This is a genomic window from Streptomyces sp. NPDC050564 (assembly GCF_044457265.1).
Classification (GTDB): Bacteria; Actinomycetota; Actinomycetes; order Streptomycetales; family Streptomycetaceae; genus Streptomyces.
Window position 1 is genome coordinate 31159 of the sequence record NZ_JBITGS010000048.1, and the last position, 20296, is coordinate 51454.

At 69.5% G+C, this 20296-nt stretch carries 14 protein-coding genes, 2 tRNA genes and 1 pseudogene; 10 read left to right on the plus strand and 7 right to left on the minus strand.

All coding sequences use genetic code 11. The features are described 5' to 3' along the window. Window positions 1-35 precede the first annotated feature (35 nt). A complete protein-coding gene (locus tag ACIBK0_RS44885) occupies window positions 36-1106 on the minus strand; it encodes an ATP-dependent DNA ligase (protein ID WP_399094018.1) in 1071 nt (356 codons plus the stop codon). Window positions 1107-1180: 74 nt separating this feature from the next. On the opposite strand from ACIBK0_RS44885, the gene ligD reads away from it, so the two are divergent. Further along, entirely contained in the window at window positions 1181-2197 is a 1017-nt protein-coding gene (gene ligD, locus ACIBK0_RS44890; protein WP_399094021.1) for a non-homologous end-joining DNA ligase, read from the plus strand. Window positions 2198-2264: 67 nt separating this feature from the next. On the opposite strand, the gene ACIBK0_RS44895 is transcribed toward ligD, so the two are convergent. From ACIBK0_RS44895 to ACIBK0_RS44905, 3 genes are all read right to left on the minus strand, one after another. Then, complete coding sequence (locus ACIBK0_RS44895) at window positions 2265-2525, minus strand: hypothetical protein (RefSeq protein ID WP_399094024.1); 261 nt, start codon at window positions 2523-2525, stop codon at window positions 2265-2267. Window positions 2526-2768: 243 nt separating this feature from the next. After that, window positions 2769-4982 (minus strand): OmpL47-type beta-barrel domain-containing protein, encoded by a 2214-nt coding sequence (locus ACIBK0_RS44900; protein ID WP_399094027.1) that lies wholly within the window; start codon window positions 4980-4982, stop codon window positions 2769-2771. Continuing rightward, window positions 4982-7501, minus strand: coding sequence for a ThuA domain-containing protein (locus ACIBK0_RS44905; protein ID WP_399094030.1), 2520 nt, complete (start codon window positions 7499-7501; stop codon window positions 4982-4984). The genes ACIBK0_RS44900 and ACIBK0_RS44905 overlap by 1 nt, the downstream gene beginning before the upstream one ends. A 186-nt stretch (window positions 7502-7687) precedes the next feature. Here ACIBK0_RS44905 and ACIBK0_RS44910 point away from each other — a divergent pair, with 186 nt between their 5' ends. Further along, window positions 7688-8641, plus strand: coding sequence for a multicopper oxidase domain-containing protein (locus ACIBK0_RS44910; protein ID WP_399094033.1), 954 nt, complete (start codon window positions 7688-7690; stop codon window positions 8639-8641). Window positions 8642-8724: 83 nt separating this feature from the next. Continuing rightward, window positions 8725-11922 (plus strand): NACHT domain-containing protein, encoded by a 3198-nt coding sequence (locus tag ACIBK0_RS44915; RefSeq protein WP_399094036.1) that lies wholly within the window; start codon window positions 8725-8727, stop codon window positions 11920-11922. A gap of 174 nt (window positions 11923-12096) precedes the next feature. Here the strand turns inward: ACIBK0_RS44915 and ACIBK0_RS44920 are convergent, their stop codons facing one another. Beyond that, on the minus strand, window positions 12097-13005 hold the full coding sequence (locus tag ACIBK0_RS44920) for a hypothetical protein (protein WP_399094039.1): 909 nt from the start codon (window positions 13003-13005) through the stop codon (window positions 12097-12099). Window positions 13006-13146: 141 nt separating this feature from the next. On the opposite strand from ACIBK0_RS44920, the gene ACIBK0_RS44925 reads away from it, so the two are divergent. After that, on the plus strand, window positions 13147-14193 hold the full coding sequence (locus tag ACIBK0_RS44925; RefSeq protein WP_399094042.1) for a LacI family DNA-binding transcriptional regulator: 1047 nt from the start codon (window positions 13147-13149) through the stop codon (window positions 14191-14193). Window positions 14194-14247: 54 nt separating this feature from the next. Here ACIBK0_RS44925 and ACIBK0_RS44930 read toward each other — a convergent pair whose 3' ends face one another. Beyond that, complete coding sequence (locus ACIBK0_RS44930; RefSeq protein ID WP_399094045.1) at window positions 14248-14913, minus strand: TetR/AcrR family transcriptional regulator; 666 nt, start codon at window positions 14911-14913, stop codon at window positions 14248-14250. 103 nt (window positions 14914-15016) lie between these two features. Between ACIBK0_RS44930 and ACIBK0_RS44935 the strand changes: the two genes are divergently transcribed. Continuing rightward, the gene (locus ACIBK0_RS44935; RefSeq protein WP_399094048.1) at window positions 15017-15856 is read left to right on the plus strand and encodes a patatin-like phospholipase family protein; all 840 of its coding nucleotides are present in this window, start codon (window positions 15017-15019) and stop codon (window positions 15854-15856) included. A gap of 344 nt (window positions 15857-16200) precedes the next feature. On the opposite strand, the gene ACIBK0_RS44940 is transcribed toward ACIBK0_RS44935, so the two are convergent. Further along, on the minus strand, window positions 16201-16992 hold the full coding sequence (locus ACIBK0_RS44940) for a VOC family protein (protein ID WP_399094086.1): 792 nt from the start codon (window positions 16990-16992) through the stop codon (window positions 16201-16203). A gap of 270 nt (window positions 16993-17262) precedes the next feature. Here ACIBK0_RS44940 and ACIBK0_RS44945 point away from each other — a divergent pair, with 270 nt between their 5' ends. From ACIBK0_RS44945 to ACIBK0_RS44965, 5 genes and pseudogenes are all read left to right on the plus strand, one after another. After that, window positions 17263-17511, plus strand: coding sequence for a WhiB family transcriptional regulator (locus ACIBK0_RS44945; protein ID WP_399094051.1), 249 nt, complete (start codon window positions 17263-17265; stop codon window positions 17509-17511). A gap of 216 nt (window positions 17512-17727) precedes the next feature. Continuing rightward, window positions 17728-17799: transfer RNA gene (locus ACIBK0_RS44950), tRNA-Glu, on the plus strand. Between the two features lie 31 nt (window positions 17800-17830). Continuing rightward, a tRNA-Ala gene (locus ACIBK0_RS44955) sits at window positions 17831-17902 on the plus strand. 28 nt (window positions 17903-17930) lie between these two features. Next, window positions 17931-19275: pseudogene (locus tag ACIBK0_RS44960) on the plus strand (SDR family NAD(P)-dependent oxidoreductase). Further along, the gene (locus ACIBK0_RS44965) at window positions 19272-20240 is read left to right on the plus strand and encodes a ribonuclease inhibitor (RefSeq protein ID WP_399094054.1); all 969 of its coding nucleotides are present in this window, start codon (window positions 19272-19274) and stop codon (window positions 20238-20240) included. Before ACIBK0_RS44960 ends, ACIBK0_RS44965 begins: the two are co-directional and overlap by 4 nt. Window positions 20241-20296: the final 56 nt, after the last annotated feature.

Below are 20296 nucleotides of genomic sequence, written 5' to 3' on the forward strand. Positions count from 1 at the left end.
GGGGGTGGCGTGAAGGGCGGCCCGAAAGGCGGCGGTCAGTCCTGCGGTCCGAAGATCTCCGCGAGGTCGTACCCCACCGGTTCCTCCAACTGGCCGTATGTGCAGCTCTCAGCCGTGCGGTCGAGGCGCCAGCGGCGGAAGCGGGCCGTGTGGCGGAACCGCACGCCGTTCTCCATGTGGTCGTACGCCACCTCGGCCACCCGCTCGGGCCGCACCGGCACCCAGGAGAGGTCCTTCTTCGACGACCATCTGCTGGGTGCGCCCGGCAACCGCGCCGTCTCGTGCGCCGCCTCGTCCGCCCAGGCTGCCCACGGGTGTTGCTCGACATCCTCCATCCGCAGCGGCTCCAACTCCTCCACCAGCTCCGCGCGCCGCTTCATCGGGAACGCGGCGCTCACGCCCACGTGCTGAAGGGTGCCCCGGTCGTCGTACAGACCCAGCAGCAACGAGCCGACGATCGGTCCGCTCTTGTGGAAGCGGTAACCGGCGACGACGACGTCCGCCGTCCGTTCATGCTTGATCTTGAACATGGCGCGCTCGTCCTGGAGATAGGGCAGAGTGAGCGGTTTGGCGATCACCCCGTCGAGACCCGCGCCCTCGTACTGCTCGAACCATCGCAGCGCCACCTCGCGGTCCGTGGTCGCCGGGGCCACATGGACCGGCGCCGTCACTCCGGACAGCGCCATCACCAGCAGCGCGCGCCGATCGCCCAGCGGGACGTCGAGCAGCGACTCGTCGGCGAGCGCCAGCAGGTCGAAGGCCACGAAGGAGGCGGGAGTCTTCTCGGCCAGCATCCGCACCCGCGAGTCCGCCGGGTGGATCCGCTCCGTGAGCGCGTCGAAGTCGAGCCGCCCTTCCCGCGCGATCACGATCTCGCCGTCCATCACACAACGCTCCGGCAGCCGCTCCCGCAGCGCTTCGACGAGCTCGGGAAAGTACCTGGTCAACGGTTTCCCGGTGCGACTGCCGATCTCGACCTCGGCACCGTCGCGGAACACGATCGCCCGGAAACCGTCCCACTTCGCCTCGTAGTGCATGTCAGGCGGGATCCTGGCCACGGACTTGGCGAGCATCGGCTTCACGGGCGGCATCACCGGCAGGTCCATGCTCCGATTCTGCGCGGTGACAGTGCCGCCCGCCCGGTGTGCGAGGTGTGCGCCTCGCGCCTACCGTGGCTCGCATGGGCGATGCGGTGGAATTCGAGGCAGCCGGGAGGACCGTACGTCTGTCCAGCCCGGGCAAGGTCTTCTTCCCGGAGCGCGGCTTCACGAAGCTGGACCTCGCCCAGTACTACCTCGCCGTCGGCGACGGAATCCTGCGCGCCCTGCGGAACCGCCCCACCACCCTGGAGCGCTACCCGGACGGGGTGACGGGCGAGTCCTTCTTCCAGAAGCGGGCCCCCAAGAACATGCCCGACTGGATCCCGACCGCCCACATCACCTTCCCCAGCGGCCGCAGCGCGGACGAGATGTGCCCGACCGAGCCCGCCGCCGTCCTGTGGGCCGCCCAGTTCGGCACACTCACCTTCCACCCGTGGCCGGTCCGCCGTGACGACGTCGACCGGCCCGACGAACTCAGGATCGACCTCGACCCACAGCCCGGCACGGACTACGCCGACGCGGTGCGCGCCGCTCACGAACTGCGTGAGGTGCTGCACGAGTACGGTGATCTGCGCGGCTGGCCGAAGACGTCCGGCGGCCGGGGCCTGCACGTCTTCGTGCCGATCCAGCCGCGCTGGACCTTCACGCAGGTGCGCCGGGCCGCCATCGCCGTCGGGCGCGAACTCGAGCGCCGTATGCCCGATCAGGTCACCACCGCCTGGTGGAAGGAGGAAAGGGGCGAAAAGATCTTCGTGGACTACAATCAGACCGCGCGGGACCGCACCATCGCCTCCGCCTACTCGGTACGCCCCCGCCCGCACGCCCCCGTCTCCGCGCCCCTGCGCTGGGACGAGGTGGACGACGCCCAGCCCCGCGACTTCGACCTGGGGACGATGCCTCGGCGCTTCGCCGAACTCGGCGATGTGCACGCCGACATGGACGACCATGCCTTCTCCCTGGAAGCCCTGCTGGAACTCGCCAGCCGCGACGAGCACGACCACGGCCTGGGTGATCTGCCGTACCCGCCCGAGTACCCGAAGATGCCGGGCGAGCCGAAGCGGGTGCAGCCGAGCCGCGCCAAGCACGAGCGCGGCTGACCACAGAACGCGGCCGGCTCCTCGGGAGAGCCGCCCGTCCGAGCGCGGCCGGGCCCGGAGGCGGCCGTCAGGCGCCGAGCGCGGCCACGACCGTCCGGCAGTCCCTCAACAACGCCTCGTCCGAGGCCACGTCGTAGCGCATGTTCCCCGTTGAGTTGTCGTTGTTGTGGCGGCGGACGGACGCCAACTCCTCACGTATGAGGGGGAGGGCTGGAGCGGCCGCCGATCCCATCTCGACCAGACAGGCCGCCGTGGCGGGGCGGCTCCTGGGCACGGCCGTCCACGCGCTCAGCACTACCGGGAGCACCGCCTCCGCGTCGCCGGTCACCTTCCACAGGGCGATGGCCGCCGGGGCGTCGCCGCCATCGTCCTATGAATGACTAGAAAATATGGAACAGATGTCCACCTCATCGACGCCCAGTCGACCTCTTCGATCCCCGTGAACACACAGACCTCCCCGCCGTCAGTGGCGTACGGCGGCCACTGATCACAGCATGCCGCACGCCACTGACAACGGCTTGGACGGGACGGACGCCCCGCGACCTCTTACCGCTCCTTTCCTTCCAACTCCTTACAACTCCTTGATCCGGATGTCGCGATACGAGATCACGTCCGTCGTGCTGTGCACCTGGAGTCCGACGTAGCCGGAGGCGAACCGTCGTCCGTCCGTGCCCGGGTCGTCCGAGCGCGGCGGATAGAAGTCCTGGCCGCCGGTGTTGTCGAACTCGTTGATCAGCACGCCGTTGCGGTACACCGAGTAGTGCTGGTCGACCACACGGATCTCGTAGTCGTTCCAGGTGCCCTTCTGCGTGACGCCGGCCCCGGCGAGCCCGACCCGGTCGAATCCGTAGATCGAGCCCGTCTTGTACATGTCGCCGTCAGGCCGGTCGAGCACCTGCACCTCGTGGCCGTACTTGATGGCGACCCACTCCGGCCGCGACTCCTCCGGGTGGTCATGGACCCACGGGAACCGCACGAACACACCGGAGTTGGCGTTCCCGGTGCCGGGAGCGTCGTCACGCCACTGGAGCTTCAGCGAGAAGTCGGCGTACTTGCGCTCGGGGAACCACAGCATGCCGAGCCCGCCCTGCGTGGTGCCGGACGTGATCGACCCGTCGGTGTTCAGCCCGAACGAACCGCCACCCACGTGCTCCCACCGCGCGAAGGACGCCTGCGAGCCGTCGAGGATCTTGCGGTAGCCGTCGGTCTGGCCCGGCTTGCCGATGCCGGACTGCTTGGCCGCCTTGGTGATCCGGTTGTACTCGCGCTGGTCGATGACACCTTCCTTGAGGAGCCTGTCCAGGACGGTCTTGACGTGCTTGAGGAACAGCGCCTGGGAGGTCCACTCCTTCTCATCCTCGATCAACTCATTGATACGGCACCGGTTGTTGGTGACCCGGTTCGGTACACCCGAGTCGACCGTTCCCACGATCACGGTCAACCGTTCGTCGTATTCGGGGCAGTTGGGCGCGGGCACGCCGCCACCGGAGGCGACCGTGAAACTCACGGTGCGCGGCTCCGATGTGTTGCCCGCCTTGTCGCTCGCCCGGTACGCCACCGTGTGCGCGCCGACGCGGTCGACCAACACCGGTGCGGAGTAGGCCAAGTAGGGGCCGCCGTCGAGGGAGTACTCGACCGCGGCGACTCCCGAACCACCCTCGTCCGTCGCGTTCACGGTCACCTTGGCACTGTTCACATACGCGCCGTCGGAGTTCTTCGTCCCGTCGACACTCACGCCGGTCACCGGCGGCGTCGTGTCGGAAACGGGTGGCGCCACCACCGTGAAGTCGACGCTCTTCTCGGCGGTGGTGTTGCCCGCCTTGTCCGTCGCGCGGTAGCGCACCTGGTGGGCGCCGAGGTTGTGCACCATCACGGGAGCCGTGTACGGCTGCCAGCCGCCGGAGTCGACCGCGTACTCGATCGTGTTGACTCCGGAACCGGTGTCGGAGGCGGAGACGGTGACGGTCGCCATGTCGATGTACGCACCGTCGGGATTCCGCTCGCCGCTCACCGTCGCCGAGGTCTCGGGCGCGGTCGTATCGTCCGTCGGCGGCGCGACCACCGTGAAGTCGACGCTCTTCTCGGCGGCGGTGTTACCCGCCTTGTCGATCGCGCGATAGCGGACCTTGTGCGCGCCGACCTGGTCGACCACGACGGGCGTGGTGTACGGCTGCCAGGCACCCGTGTCCTCGAGGGCGTACTCGATCCGGTCGACGCCGGAATCCGCGTCGCTCGCGGCGACCGTGACCGTCGCCGAACCGACATACGCGCCCTGCGAGTTCTGCGCACCGCTGACCGAGGCCGATGTCTCGGGCGCCGTCGTGTCCGAGCCGCCGCCCTCCGTCACCACGAGGATGCCCTGCATCCGTTCATGGCCCGGCATCGTGCAGTAGAAGCGGTAGCGGCCGGGTGTGAGGGTGACTTCGGCCGTGTGTCTGCCGCCCTGGTCGTCGTTCGGGTTGGCCAGGATGTTCAGCGGGACGTCGTTGTTGTACTCCGGGTCGGAGACGTCGAACGTCAACGTGTGTGGCATTCCTGTGGTGTTGCCGGTCGCGGCACTGTTCTCGAAGACGATCGTCGTCGGGCCCGCGACCGCGGTCTGCGGCACCGAGGCGTACTGGGTGATGTCGTCCCCGGCGGTCCAGGTGAGCACCTGAGCGGCCGCGGTGTCGTTCGAGGATCCGGCGTACGGGGACTCGGTCCGCCCGAACGCGGAGGTTGATGTCAGCCCCAGCACCATCAGCAGGGACGCCAGCAAAGCCGTCCACCAACGTCTTTGGGACATCACTCCACCCTCCTGGCCAGTTGACCGGTGGTCGGCGTCGGGCCGCCACCCGTGTAAGTGACCTTCCACAGTGCCGACTTGGAGTCCGAGGTGAAGAAGCCGCGGCCGTAGTCCAGGACATATAGTGCGCCGTCCGGCCCGAACTTCCAGTCCATGAGGTTCTTGATGCCGTCGTTGCCGATGGGCACGATCTTCTTCAGTGACTCGGAGTGGATCGGCAGGCCGCCGTCACCGGCGGTCTTCGGATCGGTGAGGACGGCGTTGCGCGGCTGGTCGGAGTCGTAGAAGTCGCCGACGAACCACTTGCCGTCCCAATAGGAGGGCCACTTCGTGGCGTTGGGGACCGACGCGTCGTACCGGTAGACGGGCCCGTTCATCGCTGCCTGGCCACCGCCCTTCAGCCACGGCAGCAGATAGGTGGCCTCCTCCTGTTTGTACGACGGGATGCCGTTCGCGTCGCGTGGGTAGTCCGGGGCGCCGCCCTGGGGTGAGTACCAGATGTTGTTGCCCGTGACCGGCGGAAGATTGACGAGACCGTCGTTGTTCGGGGACTCGTTCTTGGGGTGATCGCAGTCGTACCAGCCGAGCGGCTTGGTCGGGTCGGGCAGATTGCGGTCCCGGTAGGGCTGCTTGTTGCCCATGCAGTACGGCCAACCCCGGTTGCTCGCCCTGGTGATGACGGCGAAGGTGTCGTACTTGGCAGGGCCCCATGTGGTCGACGGCGTGCTCGCGTCCGGGCCGACCCACCCGGCATACAGGGTGTCGGTCTTCTTGTCGACCGCGATCCGAGCCGGGTTCCTGACCCCCATCACATAGATCTCGCCGCGTGTCTTGCCGCCCCCCTCGGCGGTCTCCTTGCCGGTGAAGAGATTGCCTTCCGGCAGCGTGTACGTGCCGTCGGGCTCAGGGTGGATCCGCAGGATCTTGCCGTTGAGGTTGTTGGTGTTGCCCGCGGTGCGGCGCGCGTCCGCGAACGACACGCCCTTGTAGTTGGGCTCGGGGTTGTTGCCCGAGTAACCATCGCTGAAGCGGCTGGAGTTGTTGTCACCGGTCGCGATGTAGAGATTGCCCTTGGAGTCCCAGGTCATCCCGCCGCCCGCGTGGCAGCAACTGTGGATCTGCACCGGCCACTTGAGGAGCACCTTCTCGCTGCTCAGGTCCAGCTTGTCGGTGGCGCGATCGAGTGTGAAGCGGGAGACGCGGCGCTCGGCCATCTGCGTGTCGCGGTTGATCTGCGCATGGGGTGTGTAGTGCAGATACACCCAGCCGTTCTGCTCGAACTTCGGATCGATCTCGATGCCGAGCAGGCCCTCCTCGACCTTGATCAGCTCGTCGCCGCCGCCCTTGTTGCCGAACACGGTGAGCGCGCCGGCCAGGGTCACCTTGTTGGTCCTGGGGTCGTAGACGTGGATCTCGCCCTTGCCCTTGCCGACGTCCGGGTTGTTCCAGTCGGTGATCACGGGCTGGGAGGAGTCCGCGCCGCCGCGGCCGATGTAGAGCACCCGTCCGTCGGGTGCGGTCACCAGCCCGTGCGGCTCGCCGATCTGGTCGTTCTGGCCGGGTTGATTGGGCTGAGTCAGACGCTCGGCCTTGTAGTTGGCGTTGATCGTCGCCTTGCAGTCGGCCTGCACCAGCCGGGTCGTCCAGAGCAGGGCGCCGCGCAGATGCGTACGGAAGTCGCTCTCGTCGTACGACGACGCCGTGCCGCCCATTCCGGTGTAGAAGGAGCGGCCGCCGTCGTAGTCACGGCACCAACTCACCGGATGGTCCCAGCCGTTCCTGCTCGCACCCGGCTGATACGTCGACTCACGGACCCGGGCCACGGTGTGCACCTCGCCCGACGGATTCTTCACCCAGTTGAGCCACTGGTCCGGCCGCTTCCACCGGACCGGGAGATCCTTGGTGGCGGGGTGCTGCCGGTCGCCGACCTCAACGGTCGCTCGCTGTACGTTCGTCGGGCTCGTGCTCGCCGGACGGGCACCGATGAGTCCGCTGAACCAGTCCGAGTACGGCTCGGCGCGAGCCGCGTCGTGGATGCCGACGAAACCGCCGCCCGCCTCCATGTACGCCTCCAGGCCGGCCTCCTGCTCCGGATCGAGCACGTCCCCGCCACCCGTGAGGAACACGATGGCGTTGAACCGGCCCAGCTTCGTCTCGTTCGTGAAGACCGAGGCGTCGTCCGTGGCCTCGACCTTGAAGCGCTGAGCGGTCGGACCGGACAGTCCGATCTTCTCGATGGCCTCGATCCCGGCGTTGACGGCCGGCGACTCGTCCCCGGCCGCCGCCGAGCCGTAGAAGATCAGCACCCGTACATTGGCCCCGCCCGGTGGCGACTTGACGGACATCGTTGTCAGCGCCGGATCCGGAGCCGGGCGCGCACTCGCGGACGGTGCCGAGAGCACTCCGGTGGTGATGGCTCCGGCGGTCAGGGCGGCGGCCCAGGCGCGACGCCGGCTTCTGGGTCTGCTCGCGCTCAACCCTCGTAATTCTGACGGTGTTTGATGCGATGTGAGCCGCATGTGGTCATCCACTCCTCGTCGGTCACAGCAACAGCGCCAAGGAAGCTAGACCTCTTTTCGCGGCTCGCCAATAGGTATGACCGCGATGGAACAAACTTTGTCCTGAGTGTGGATAAACGCGAGTCGGGCCGCTACCGTCTCACAGGTTCATCTCCGTAAATTCCGTACCAGGGTGGGGAGTTCGGCATGGACAGACGCGGCTTCAATCGGCGGATGCTGCTGGGCGGGGCGGCGGTCGCGACGGGTGCGACATCGTTGTCGGCGGCACCGCCGTCCGTGAGCGCCGAGGACCCGGTACGGACCGCTCCCGCCGGTGGCGAGGTCCGGCACATCAAGCTCTACGCCGAGAAGCTCGCCGACGGGCAGATGGGCTACGGCTTCGAGAAGGGCAAGGCGTCGATTCCGGGTCCGCCGATCGAGCTCAACGAGGGCGACACGCTGCACATCGAGTTCGAGAACACGATGGACGTGGCGGCGAGCCTGCACGTCCATGGGCTCGACTACGAAACCTCCAGCGACGGAACGAAGTTGAACAAGAGCGACGTCGAGCCGGGCGGCACCCGCACCTACACCTGGCGCACCCATGCCCCCGGCCGTCGCAAGGACGGCACCTGGCGCGCGGGCAGTGCGGGTTACTGGCACTACCACGACCACGTCGTCGGCACCGAACACGGAACCGGCGGCATTCGCAAGGGTCTCTACGGCCCGGTGATCGTCCGCCGCAAGGGTGACATCCTCCCCGACCGGACCTTCACCATCGTCTTCAACGACATGACGATCAACAACAAACCCGCGCACTCGGGCCCCGACTTCGAGGCCACGGTGGGCGATCGCGTCGAGATCGTGATGATCACGCACGGCGAGTACTACCACACCTTCCATCTGCACGGTCACCGCTGGGCCGACAACCGCACGGGGACGCTGACCGGCCCCGACGACCCGAGCCGGGTCATCGACAACAAGATCGTCGGACCTGCGGACTCCTTCGGCTTCCAGGTGATCGCGGGGGAAGGGGTCGGGGTCGGGGCGTGGATGTACCACTGCCACGTGCAGAGCCATTCCGACATGGGGATGGTGGGGTTGTTCCTGGTGAAGAAGACGGACGGGACGATTCCGGGGTACGGGTCGCATGAGCACTAGCGGGCGACGCGGTGGGCTCCACCGACTCGAGGCACGGGCGCCGCCATGCGGATCCCGATGTTCACCTCCGGGGACGATCGACCGTGGATACGCTGTGTGTCCGGACGATTGCGGTGGGCTGGCTCGGGTCGGGGGCGGTCGGGGTGGGGCTGAGCTATCGGGATGCGGTTCGCCTGCTGGGCGGGTCGCAGGGGCGTACGGTCGAGGCCCTGGACCGGCTGACCGGAGGGCTGCTGCTGGCGACCTCGGGCACCGGGATCGGTCTCCTGTCCAGCCTGTTCGATGTCAGGGGCGAGTTGGCTCGGCTCAGCGCGGGCCTGGTGCAAGGTCTCGGCGAACGAGCGCGCGGACTCACTCGGTTCGAGCGCAGCGAACGCATGGCCGCGGCGCACGCCGTGGTGGTTCTGGCGGCCTATTTCGAGGTGCTGTCGGAGACGGAACTGCCCTGTGAAGCAGGTGAGTTGGAGCTCTCGAGCGATGAGCAAGTGACCCTCGCCGGGGGCGGTTCGACACGTTCCCAGCGGCTGGGTTCCCTGGCCGCCGGGCTGCTGCGGGCAGAGGCTCCGACGCCTGTACCGCAGCGACCCTACGAGGCGACCCTGGAAGCGCTCGCGGACTTCTACCGGCGTCTGTCCGGCGAGGTGACCCGCTTCGTCTCCGGTCTGGCGCTCTGGGACCGTCTCGACGACACCCGCAGAGATCATTTCTCACGGACGCTCACCGACGAGCTCCCCGAGCGAGCCGTCGCCCGCTATGAGAACCTCTTCAGGCAGCTGGCGCTCGACTGCCCGGAGCTCGCCTTCTGGGCGAACCTGGTGGACCATCAGGCCACGCGGGCGCAGCTTCGGACGCTGAGCGCCGGACTGGAGGGCGTGGGCGAGGCGCTGTCGCAGATCGTGTCGGGGCGATCCGCGGATGCCTGGATCACCGGTCTGTCACGTGCTCACGCTGCGGTCCTCAACCGCCCGATCCTCACCTCGCGGGATGTACTGGACGGGACGAGCCTGCCCGCTCTGGGTGTCGCGTACGTCAATCCGGACTACCGGGTCTCCGAAGTGGGCCCGTCCGAGCAGTTCGCGACCGAGGACTGGTGGGCCGAGCGGTCCGTGCGCGGCGATCTGGAGCGGTTCCTGGTGGGCCACCTGACCTCTCCGCAGGCGGTACGCGCCCCGCTGATCGTGCTGGGCCAGCCGGGGTCGGGGAAGTCCGTCCTCACCCAAGTGCTCGCGGCACGGCTTCCGCCCGCTGACTTCCTGGTCGTACGTGTGGTGCTGAGAGAAGCCGCGGCGGACGCCGATCTGCAGACCCAGATCGAGCACGCGGTGCGGGCGGCCACCGGCGAGTCCGTGAACTGGCCCGAACTGGTGCACCGGGGGCAGGGCGCGCTGCCGGTGGTCATGCTGGACGGATTCGACGAGCTGTTGCAGGCGACCGGCACCAGCCAGACCGACTATCTGCTGCGGGTGGCCGACTTCCAGGCGCGCGAAGCCGACCAGGGGCGGCCCGTCGCCGTCCTCGTGACAAGCCGCACGGCGGTCGTCGACCGGGCCAGGCCGGCGGAGGGCATGATCGCCGTGCGGCTCGAACCCTTCAATGACAGCCAGGTGGCCCAGTGGCTGGACGTGTGGAACCGGACCAACGCCGACGGGTTCGCGCTGCGAGAGGTGCGACCGCTCACCGCGGAAACCGTCCTGGCGCACGGCGAGTTGGCCTCCCAGCCCCTGCTCCTGCTGATGCTCGCGCTCTACGACTCCGACCGGAACGCGCTGCAGCGCCACGGTGTCGCGCTCGGACAGGCGGAACTCTACGAGCGCCTGCTCACCAGTTTCGCCGCGCGAGAGGTCCGCAAGACCGGAGCGGCGCCGGCCGGAGCACAGCTGGACGAGGCCGTGGAGCGGGAACTCACCCAACTGTCGATCGTGGCGTTTGCCATGTTCAACCGCGGTCGGCAGTGGATCAGCGCGACCGAACTCGACGCCGATCTCGCCGCGCTCGGCCCCGAGGCAGCCGGCGGGCCCGCTCCCAGCGGCCTGCGCGCCATCCTCACCGCCGCTCAACTCGTGCTCGGCCGCTTCTTCTTCGTGCACGAGGCCCGGGCCAGCCGCGAGGGCCGGACACTGAGCGCGTACGAGTTCCTGCACGCCACCTTCGGAGAGTTCCTGGTCGCCCGGCTCATCACCCAAGAGCTGGACGACCTTGTCGACTCGGTACGTCACGGCCCGCGCCGTGGCAGGCCGCCCGTGATCGACGACGCCTTCCTGCACGCGCTGATGTCCTTCACGCCGCTCACCACGCGCGGCACCGTCGTCTCCTTCCTCAGCGAACGGTTGAACGGCTGGTCGCAGACACGTCGAGCTGACGCGGTCACCCTTGTTCTGGGCCTCTTCCACCGTGCGCTGGAGGCCCGCCACGACACCCGGTACGGCGACTACACGCCGCAGCGCCTGGAGGTGCCGGCCCGGCCGGCGACGTACTCGGTGAACCTGGTCCTGCTCGCCGCGGCGGCGACGACAGCCGACGGGCTCAGCGGCGGCGACCTCTTCCCCGACGTGAGCGACCCCGTGACACCTTGGCGCAGGCTGGCGCTGCTGTGGCGTTCGCAGTGCCCGGCGGAGGGCTGGACCGGGCTCATCTCCACGCTGGTCCTGGAGCGTCTGTGGGAAGACGGCCGCCGGCAGGTTCGCGTGAGCCTGCGACGGGACGCCGAGGAAGAGCCATGGCGGTCGGATCCTTACTGGACGTACGACCATGGGCCGGAGTACGAAATGAGACCACGTACGGAGGGGGCTTGGCTCTCCTGGGTCGTACACAGCAACCATCAGCTGCGTGAACAGGCGAGGTTCCTTTGTGACGCCGCCGACGACATCTTCGCGCACGGACTCGAACCCTGGGCCGGCGCCTGGGACTCGGCGGTCGTCACCTTCTTCGACAACGGAAGCCAGACCCCCGTCTCCGCAGTGAACGCGCTCGTCCGTCTTTGGCTCACCGTCGATCAGGACAGCACCCCGGCGGATCTCACCGCGGCCTTCGACGCCTGCCTGCCCAATTCGCTCCATGGGTTCGCCCCGTACGACCGGGAAACCAGGCGGCGCTTCCGGCTGGTGTTCCTGCGCCGGCTCGCCGCGGACTGGGAACGGCTCGACGACGCCTGGGTGGACAGGGCGATGCGCGCGATCCGCGAGGCCGGAGAGCAGACCGAGGACGAAGGTGCTGAATTTCTTGAGATGGCTCGGGAGATCCTGCCCGATCAGCTCAAGGCTCGCTGGACGAGCGGGACTTAGCTTGGTGTTCATGGAGCTTTGCTGCTTGTGATGGCTGCCGGGCGGCTTGGTTTGTTCTGTTTCCCGCCGGGGCGCTCGCGTGCACGGTGCTTGATCTTCACGCCGGTTGGCCGGCCGGAGCCTGCGGTGCTGGGTTTCGGTGCTCCGGCCGGCGGACGGCGGCGGCCGGCTCGATCAGTGGGCCATCGAACGGTCGGGCTGGAGACTGATGTCCAGGACCTCCCAGCCTGTGAAGGGCTCTTCCTGCACGTAGATGCGCGGTCCACGGCAGACGAGTCGGCGGCGCCCGAGGCGGGTGCCGTCGGGGCGGACGAGCCGTCCCTCTGTGACCGCGGTGACCCCCGTGTCCGTCAGCTCGCCGATGACGAGCCGGTCGTGGTCGTTCCCGTAGCCGCCGAAGAGGGCCACTCGACGGTCGTGGACCGCCAGTCCCTTGACGCCTCGGACCTTGTTGGCGTGGGATTTCACACCCTGGTCCGGGCGTATCTCCAGCACGGGGAAGTGGGTGTAGGCGCAGGCCCAGGCCGAGCGGCCGCTGACGTTGAGCGCGTAGCAGTCGCTGATCTCGCTCGCGCCGTCAACCGGGCGGTACGTCCACAAGGGCTCCCCGGTGTGGCTCCAACGTCGTAGCCCGGGCCAACTGAGCTCGTCGTCGCCGTACACGCCCTCGTCGAAGTAGCCCACCCACAGGTCGCCGGCTTCATCGGTCAGCAGATACTCGATGCCGTCCCCCACGCGAAACGTCCACGAGAGGCGGCCGAGGGCGTCGAAGACCTGGACGTGTTCCTCGTGCGCCCGGCTGCGTGGCTCCGCGACGACGAATCCGCCGTCCGGGAGGGCGTCGAAGCTGGGGAATGACGCCGCCACCGAGCTGAGATATGTCTCGTACGGGCGGCCGTCCTCCACCGTGACGACCACGGCGTCGTACGGCTTCTCGCGGCGCGACTCGGGCGGACGCTCGGTCAGCAGCCAGTGCGCGCGCCCGAAGGCGTCGACCGTGCTGTGCATGATGTGCAGATCACGGTAGGTGCGGGGGAGACGGGCGAACGTGGCCGGCCGGATGGCGTGGCGGTCAGGCGTCATGGGCCTTTCTCATGGTCATGCCGCGATCTTCGTCCGGCAGACTCCTCGGCGCAAGCCGATTTCGGTGATCCAGGAGCGCTCTCACGGAGTGCGCGGCGGCGCGGCTATCCTGATCCGCAACCGCCGAGGAGGTGCCCAGAGGTGACCGGGACAGCGTCACGCCCGACGTTGGAGGCCGTGGCCGCGCGGGCCGGGGTCTCCCGGGCCACCGTGTCGCGTGTCGTGAACGGCGGTGACGGGGTGCGCGAGCCGCTTGTCGAGCGGGTGCGGCGGGCCGTCGAAGAACTCGGCTACGTGCCGAACCAGGCCGCGCGCAGCCTCGTGACCCGGCGACACGACGCGGTGGCCGTCGTGATCGCCGAACCGGAGACCAGGGTCTTCGCGGACCCCTTCTTCGCTCTTCAACTCCGGGGCATCAGCAAGGAGTTGACGGCACACGACTCCCAGCTCGTGCTGCTGCTCACGGAGGGCAGGGACGACCACGTACGCGTGGGCCGCTATCTCGCCGGCGGCCACGTCGACGGCGCGCTCGTCTTCTCGCTGCACCTCGACGACCCGCTGCCCTCGCTGATCCACGGCGCGGGCGTTCCGACCGTGTTCGGCGGCCGGCCCGGCTGGGGCGACGGGCCCCGCAACGCGGTGCCCACGGTGTACGTCGACTGCGACAACCGGGGCGGCGCCCGCGACGCCGTACGTCACCTCGCCGGACTCGGCCGTACGCGCATCGCCCACATCACCGGTCCCCTCGACCAGACATCCGCGGTCGACCGGCTCGACGGGTTCCGGGATGTCATGGTCGACGTCGACCCCGCGCTCATCGCCGAGGGCGACTTCACGCCGGCGGGGGGCGAGCGCGCGATGCGGGAGCTGCTGGAACGCCGCCCCGACGTGGACGCCGTGTTCGCCGCGAACGATCTGTCGGCCGCGGGAGCCCTGCGCGTCCTGCGCGAGCGGGGACGACGGATGCCCGACGACGTCGCCGTGATCGGCTTCGACGACATGCTGCCGGTCGCCGAGCAGACGGACCCGCCCTTGACGACGGTCCGTCAGGACATAGAGGAAATGGGCCGGTTGATGGCCCGGCTGCTGCTGCGCCGCCTCGACCGCGCGGCCGACGAAGGCAGCACGGTGGGCGCACCCTCCAGTGTGGTGTTGCCGACGACACTCGTACGCCGGGCCTCCGCCTAGTGCCCCGGCGGGCAACGTTTGCGCGGCGAACGTTTCCTGCTGGGGCACTGGGTTTCAGCGGTGCGGGCCCAAGTGCTCCAGGACATCGCCGAGTTGGGCCGGGGTGAGCGACGGCTCGGGCAGCGGCGCGGCGGCCGGGGAGGCGCGCAGGCCGTCGAGGAGGAGTGCCAGGGCGCGGCGCCAGGCGTCCGGGCCCGCAGTCGTCAGCGCCGGGACGGCGCGGGAGAGCGCGGCGAGGGCGAACAGGAGGTCCTCGGTCGTGAGATCACCGCGCACCGCGCCCTGTTCGCGGCCGCGGCGCAGGAGGACGTCCACCGTCTCCCGGTTGTGGGCGTGCACGGCCTCCAGCGTGGCGACGTTCTCCAGACGCGTGGTCATCAGGTCGATCGCACCTCGGTCGGCAGCCAGCCCCGTGAAGACCGCGTCCATGTAGTCCAGTAGGCCCCTCCAGGCGTCCTTCGTGGTCCGGGCCCGTTCCCCGGCCGCCATGGTCTTGGTCAGGGAGTCCCGGAAGACCTCGTCGACGAGAGCGGCCCGGCTCGGGAAGTGCCGGTACAGCGTGGCGTTTCCCACCCCGGCCCTGCGGGCGATCACGTCGAGCGGCGCGTCGAGCCCTTGCTCGGCGAACACCTCGCGCGCCGCCTCGGCCAGAAGCTCGCGGTTGCGCACGGCGTCGCGCCGCCGGCGTACCGGATCCGGCCCATCCACGCCGACCGTCATGTCCTCACCCTTCAGCAGTACCGGGGACCACTCCCCGGTATTGATGTTATCGTCGGACAGGGAAACGGGGAGTGCTCCCCATTTAAGTGGGAGGGGTGGACCGATGGCGGACACGGCGCTGGTGCTTGGCGGCGGCGGGGCGGTCGGCGGGGCGTGGATGGCGGGGGTGCTGGCGGGACTTGCCGAGTCCGGTGTCGAGGTGTGCGGGGCCGACGTCGTCATCGGCACCTCCGCGGGCGCGATCTTCGGCTCCCGGCTCGCCTCCGGCGTCAGCGCCGCCGAGCTGTACGAGGGTCAGCTCGCCGGAGCGGACCCGGTCGACTTGACCGTCACCCTGGGGCAGACGGCGCGCTTCCTGTGGGCGGCACTCGGCTCCCGGAACCCGAGACGTTCCGTCGAACGACTCGGCCGAGCTGCACTCGCCGCCCGTACCGGCCCTCAGTCGGAGGTCTTCGACACGGTCGGCACCCTGCTGGGCGACGTACGGCACTGGCCCGAGCGGGAGCTGCGGATCACCGCGGTCGACGCGCGGACCGGGACCCTCGAAGCGTTCGACCGGACATCCGGTGTCACCCTCCTCGAAGCGGTGGCGGCGAGTTGTGCGGTGCCCCTGGTCTGGCCTCCCGTCACGGCCGGGGGCCGTCGCTGGATGGACGGGGGCAGCCGCTCGACCAGCAACATTCAACTCGCGCGCGGCCATCGCCGCGTCGTCGCCATCTCACCGATTCCCAAAGCGGTCGGCCCGCACCCGAGTGCCCCGCGACAGGCCGCCGAACTGGCGGCGGAAGAGGCGCGCATCAGCCTGCTGACCCCGGATCACGCCGCCCGCCGCGCGATGGGCCGCAACATGATCGACAACTCCCGCCGTCCGGCCGCCGCCCGGGCGGGCCACGCCCAGGCCGTCGCACTCGCGGAGTCCGTGGCCGAGGTCTGGTACGGCTGACGCCCGCATGGGCCCCTGGGCTTGCCTCCGCGTACGCGAAGCCGCATACGGGATCGGGTAGTTGGCACAGGCGACGCGTCCTCGTAGCGGGGGCGGACGTGGGCCTTGCGACCTGGGCGTGCGTACACGCCGCCCGTGGTGGTGGCCCGCACGTGGCCAGTGACGGGGGCGTACGCGTGCCTCCTGGCGGGGCGTACGCATGTCCTTGTGGCGGGGCGGCGCGTGGCCGTCCGGGACGGGCGCCGTCGGAGGAGCCGGACCACGTCGACACCGTGCCGTGCACCGGAGTTGACGACGCATCGGTGGGGTCCCGGCGCCTGCGGGTCCCCACCGATATCCGGGCCTCAGCTCTGCTGCGGAGCGCTCTTGATCACCGCGAAGCGTGCCCCGTACGGGTCGGCGAGCTTCGCCATGCGGCCCACGCCCTCCAGGTCCGTCGCGGGCATGCGGACCTTCCCGCCCAACTCCTGGGCCTTGCCGACCACCGCGTCCGTGTCGGTGACCTCGAAGTACGGCAGCCAGTACGCGCCGGACTCGGCCTCGGTCGGGTCGTCGGCCAGCGGGACGATCCCGCCGAACATGGCCTCCTCCTCGGCCCCCGCGGGGTTGATGCAGGTGTAGGTGCCGCCCGGGAAGGGCATGGCCGAGGTCTCCCAGCCGAACACGGAGTTGTAGAACGCGGCGGCCGCGGCGATGTCCTGGGTGTACAACTCCACCCAGCACAGCGAGCCCTGGTCACCGGCCACGTCCAGGCCCTTGGTGCGGCCCGGCTGCCAGATGCCGAAGGGGATGCCCGCCTCGTCGGCGAGGATCGCCATGTGGCCCTCGCCCATCACGTCCATGGGCTGCATGAGCACGCCGCCCTTGGCCTGCTCGGCCGCCTTGGCGGTGGCCTCGGCGTCAGGGGTTTGGAAGTAGACGGTCCAGGAGGGCGGGCCCTGCTCCGGGGTGGTCTGCATACCGCCGGCCACGGTCTTTCCATCGAGCTGGAAGAAGCCGTACCCGCCGGCGTCGGGCCCCGCGGACTGGAACTGCCAGCCGAAGAGGCCTCCGTAGAAGGAGATGGCGCCGTCGATGTCGGATGTGCCGACATCCAGCCAGTTCGGGGCGCCGGTGACAAAACGGGTGGTGAGCATCATTGCCCTCCTTTGAGGTGTCCCGTTGCCTGCACTGCCGAGTCTTGCACCGCCCACTGACAATCGCTGCCGGAGCGCGCGGGCGGGCCGGGTGACGGCAGCGTTCACCCTGGGTCACCGGGTGACTTTTCTTTGTTGCCGCGCTCCCCGCGCGCCGCCGTGTGCTTCCCCGTCCGGCGGGTCCATCATCAGACGTCGCCGGAGGCCTCGGAACGTGCCGTTGATCGCGCGTTGATCGAACGTTTTTCGCCGCGAGGCACGATCATGCCCATGCACTTGGAAACGATCACTGCGGCCGACATCGCCTGGCAGGAGCAGGCGTTGTGCGCGCAGACGGGGGCCGACTTCTTCTTTCCCGAGCCGGGCAGTTCGGTGCGGGAGGCGAAACGCATCTGCGGTATGTGCGAGATGCGCTCCGCGTGTCTGGAGTACGCGCTGAACAACGACGAACGCTTCGGGGTCTGGGGCGGCCTCTCCGAGAAGGAGCGCCTCGGCCTGCGGCGCACGGAACAGAACTGACAAGGTCGAACCGGGTAGACCCTCCGGCGCACGGAACAGAACAGAACTGACAGAACCGGGTAGATCCTCCGGCGCGGATCGCATGGACAGACCCACTCCCTAACACCTGCATCGCAGCTCCTCAAGCCGACCGGATGCGGCGGGACATCGCCGGGCGGGGCCGTCGTAAACCGATGCGAAGGCCGGGCGGGGGTGCGGTTAGGATCCGGTGCGCACCCGGGCGTGGAGCAGAGGCAGACTCGCCGCCCTCTCAAGGCGGTCACGCCGGTTCGAATCCGGTCGTCCGGGCTGCGTCCGGTCCGCGGGGACCGGGATGCGGGGTCCTGTAGAGCAGAGGCAGACTCGCCGCCTTGGCAAGGCGGATACGCCGGTTCGAATCCGGCCGGGACCACGTCAGCGCATACGTGGGGCGGGGACACATGGGTGAAGGCGGGGGCATCACGGAGGACGAGCTGGCGGCTTTCCACCGTACGGTCGGCAAGCTGCGGGCTCTGCCCGTCGACGACCCGGTGCGGCTGCGCACCGAGCAGGTCGCCGCGTCCTTCGCGCGCGACGGGCGGTTGCGCAGGCGCAAGGTGCGCGGCGCCGAGTTGTCGGCTGCCGACGCCGCCGCGATGGCGGCGACCGTGACCGGGGCGCTCGACCGGCGGGAGGACGCTCCGCTGGCCCACCCCGGTGCGGCCGGTGCGGGGGGCGTCTTCGGCAGGCCACGCAGCTGCTATGTCTGCAAGACGTCCTATCGACAGGTCGACTCCTTCTACCACCGGCTGTGCCCGGACTGCGCCGCCGACAACACCGCACGGCGCGCGCTCGGTACCGACCTGAGCGGACGCCGCGCGCTGCTCACCGGCGGCAGGGTCAAGATCGGCTTCCAGCTGGCCCTGATGATGCTCCGCGACGGCGCCGAACTCCTGGTCACCAGCCGATTTCCGCACGACACCGTGCGCCGCTTCCGCGCTGAACCGGGGAGCGAGAAGTGGCTGGACCGGTTGACGGTGCTGGCCGTCGACCTGCGCGATCCACGGCAGGTCCTCGGGCTGTGCGAGCAGTTGCGGCAGGAGGGCGAGCCGCTCGACATCCTGGTGAACAACGCCGCGCAGACGGTGCGGCGGCCCCCGGAGTCGTACGCGTTGCTCGCCGCGGGGGAGTACGTCCAACTGCCCGAGGGAGCCCGACAGGCGCCGGGCTTCACGCCGATGCGGGCACTGGAGGGAGGCCCCTCGGCGCTGCCCGTGGTGCTGCGCGAGGCCGACGAGGCCGGGCTGCTGCCCGACCCACTCCCCGGACAACTCCTGGTCGGCGCGGCTCGGCGAGCTCGACCCGGCCGAGGTGCTGGAGACGCAGCTGGTCAACGCGCTCGCCCCGGCGCTGCTCTGCGACCGACTGCTGCCGCTGCTGCTCGCCTCACCGCAGCCGCGCCGTTACGTCGTCAACGTGACCGCCGTCGAGGGCCGGTTCGCGGTCCGCAACAAGATGGCCGGCCATCCGCATACCAACATGGCCAAGGCCGCCCTCAACATGCTCACTCGCACCAGCGCCGCCGAACTGGCGGAGCAGGGCGTACACATGTGCGCCGTCGACACGGGGTGGATCACCGACGAGAACCCCGCTCCGAAGAAGGAACGGATGGCGGGCGCCGGCTTCCGCACGCCGCTCGACATCGTGGACGGGGCGGCCCGGGTGTACGACCCGATCGTGCGCGGTGAGGCGGGCGAGCCTCTGTCCGGGGTGTTCCTCAAGGACTACCGGGAGGCGGAGTGGTGAGCGAGTCCGAGTCCGAGTCCGGGTCCGAGTCCGAGTTCTGTTCCGATTCCGGGTACGAGTCCCAGTCCGCGGTGGAGTTCGCGGGCGTGTCACCCGTCGTGCCTCGTCCGGTGGCGGAACTGGCGCCACTGCTCGACTGGTTGCGCGGCGGCCGTCCGGCAGGGGAGCGGCTGGACTTCACGGCGGGTACTGCGCTGCCCGACGGCCGGCTCGACCTGTGCAAGCAGGAGATCGGGGCGGCGGGCGCCGCCTTGGTCGCCGAGGCGCTGTCCGAAAGGTCGCAAGGGCCGTCCCCCGTAGGCCACTTGCTGCTCGGCACCGACGGGCTCGGCGACGAGGGCGCGGCCGCCGTGGCCGCGGGCGCGGACGTCGAGACGCTCTACCTCGGCTGCAACGGCATCACCGCGGGCGGCGCCTGCCGCATCGCCGACAATCTGCGCGCCTCGCCGCGCGTCGTCACCGGCGTGTGGCTCAAGCGCAACCCGCTCGGCAGCGGGGGAGGGCAGGCCGCCGCCGAACTCGTCGAGGCCGCACGGTCGCTGCGCACCCTCGACCTGGTGCAGACCGGGCTCGACGCGGCGGGCACGGTCGTCCTGGCCGACGCCCTCCTCGCCGCGGCGGACAACGGTCGCCGCATCGAGCGGCTGTTCATCGGTGGAAACCCCCTGGGCGCGGACGGCGCCGTGCCCTTGGGCGCCCTGATCGTCGCGGGCGCGATCGACGAACTCTACGTGTCGGCCGCGCAGTTGGGTGACGCAGGCGCGCTCCGTCTCGCCGACGCTCTGGAACAGGCACCGTACGGACGGCTCGCCCGGCTCTCCGTCGCCAGTAACGGCATCGGGCCGACAGCCGCCGCCCGACTGGTGACGGCCGCGACCTCGGCCGGCGTCACCCTCCTCGACCTGGGGAGGGTTGTGAGCCGCTGCTGCATGGCAGCGCATGAGTGTGTTCTGGCGTGTGTGTGAGTGTCCGGCTGTCTCCTGTGGAGGGCCTGGCGCCGGGGAACGGGAGTTCTTGTGTC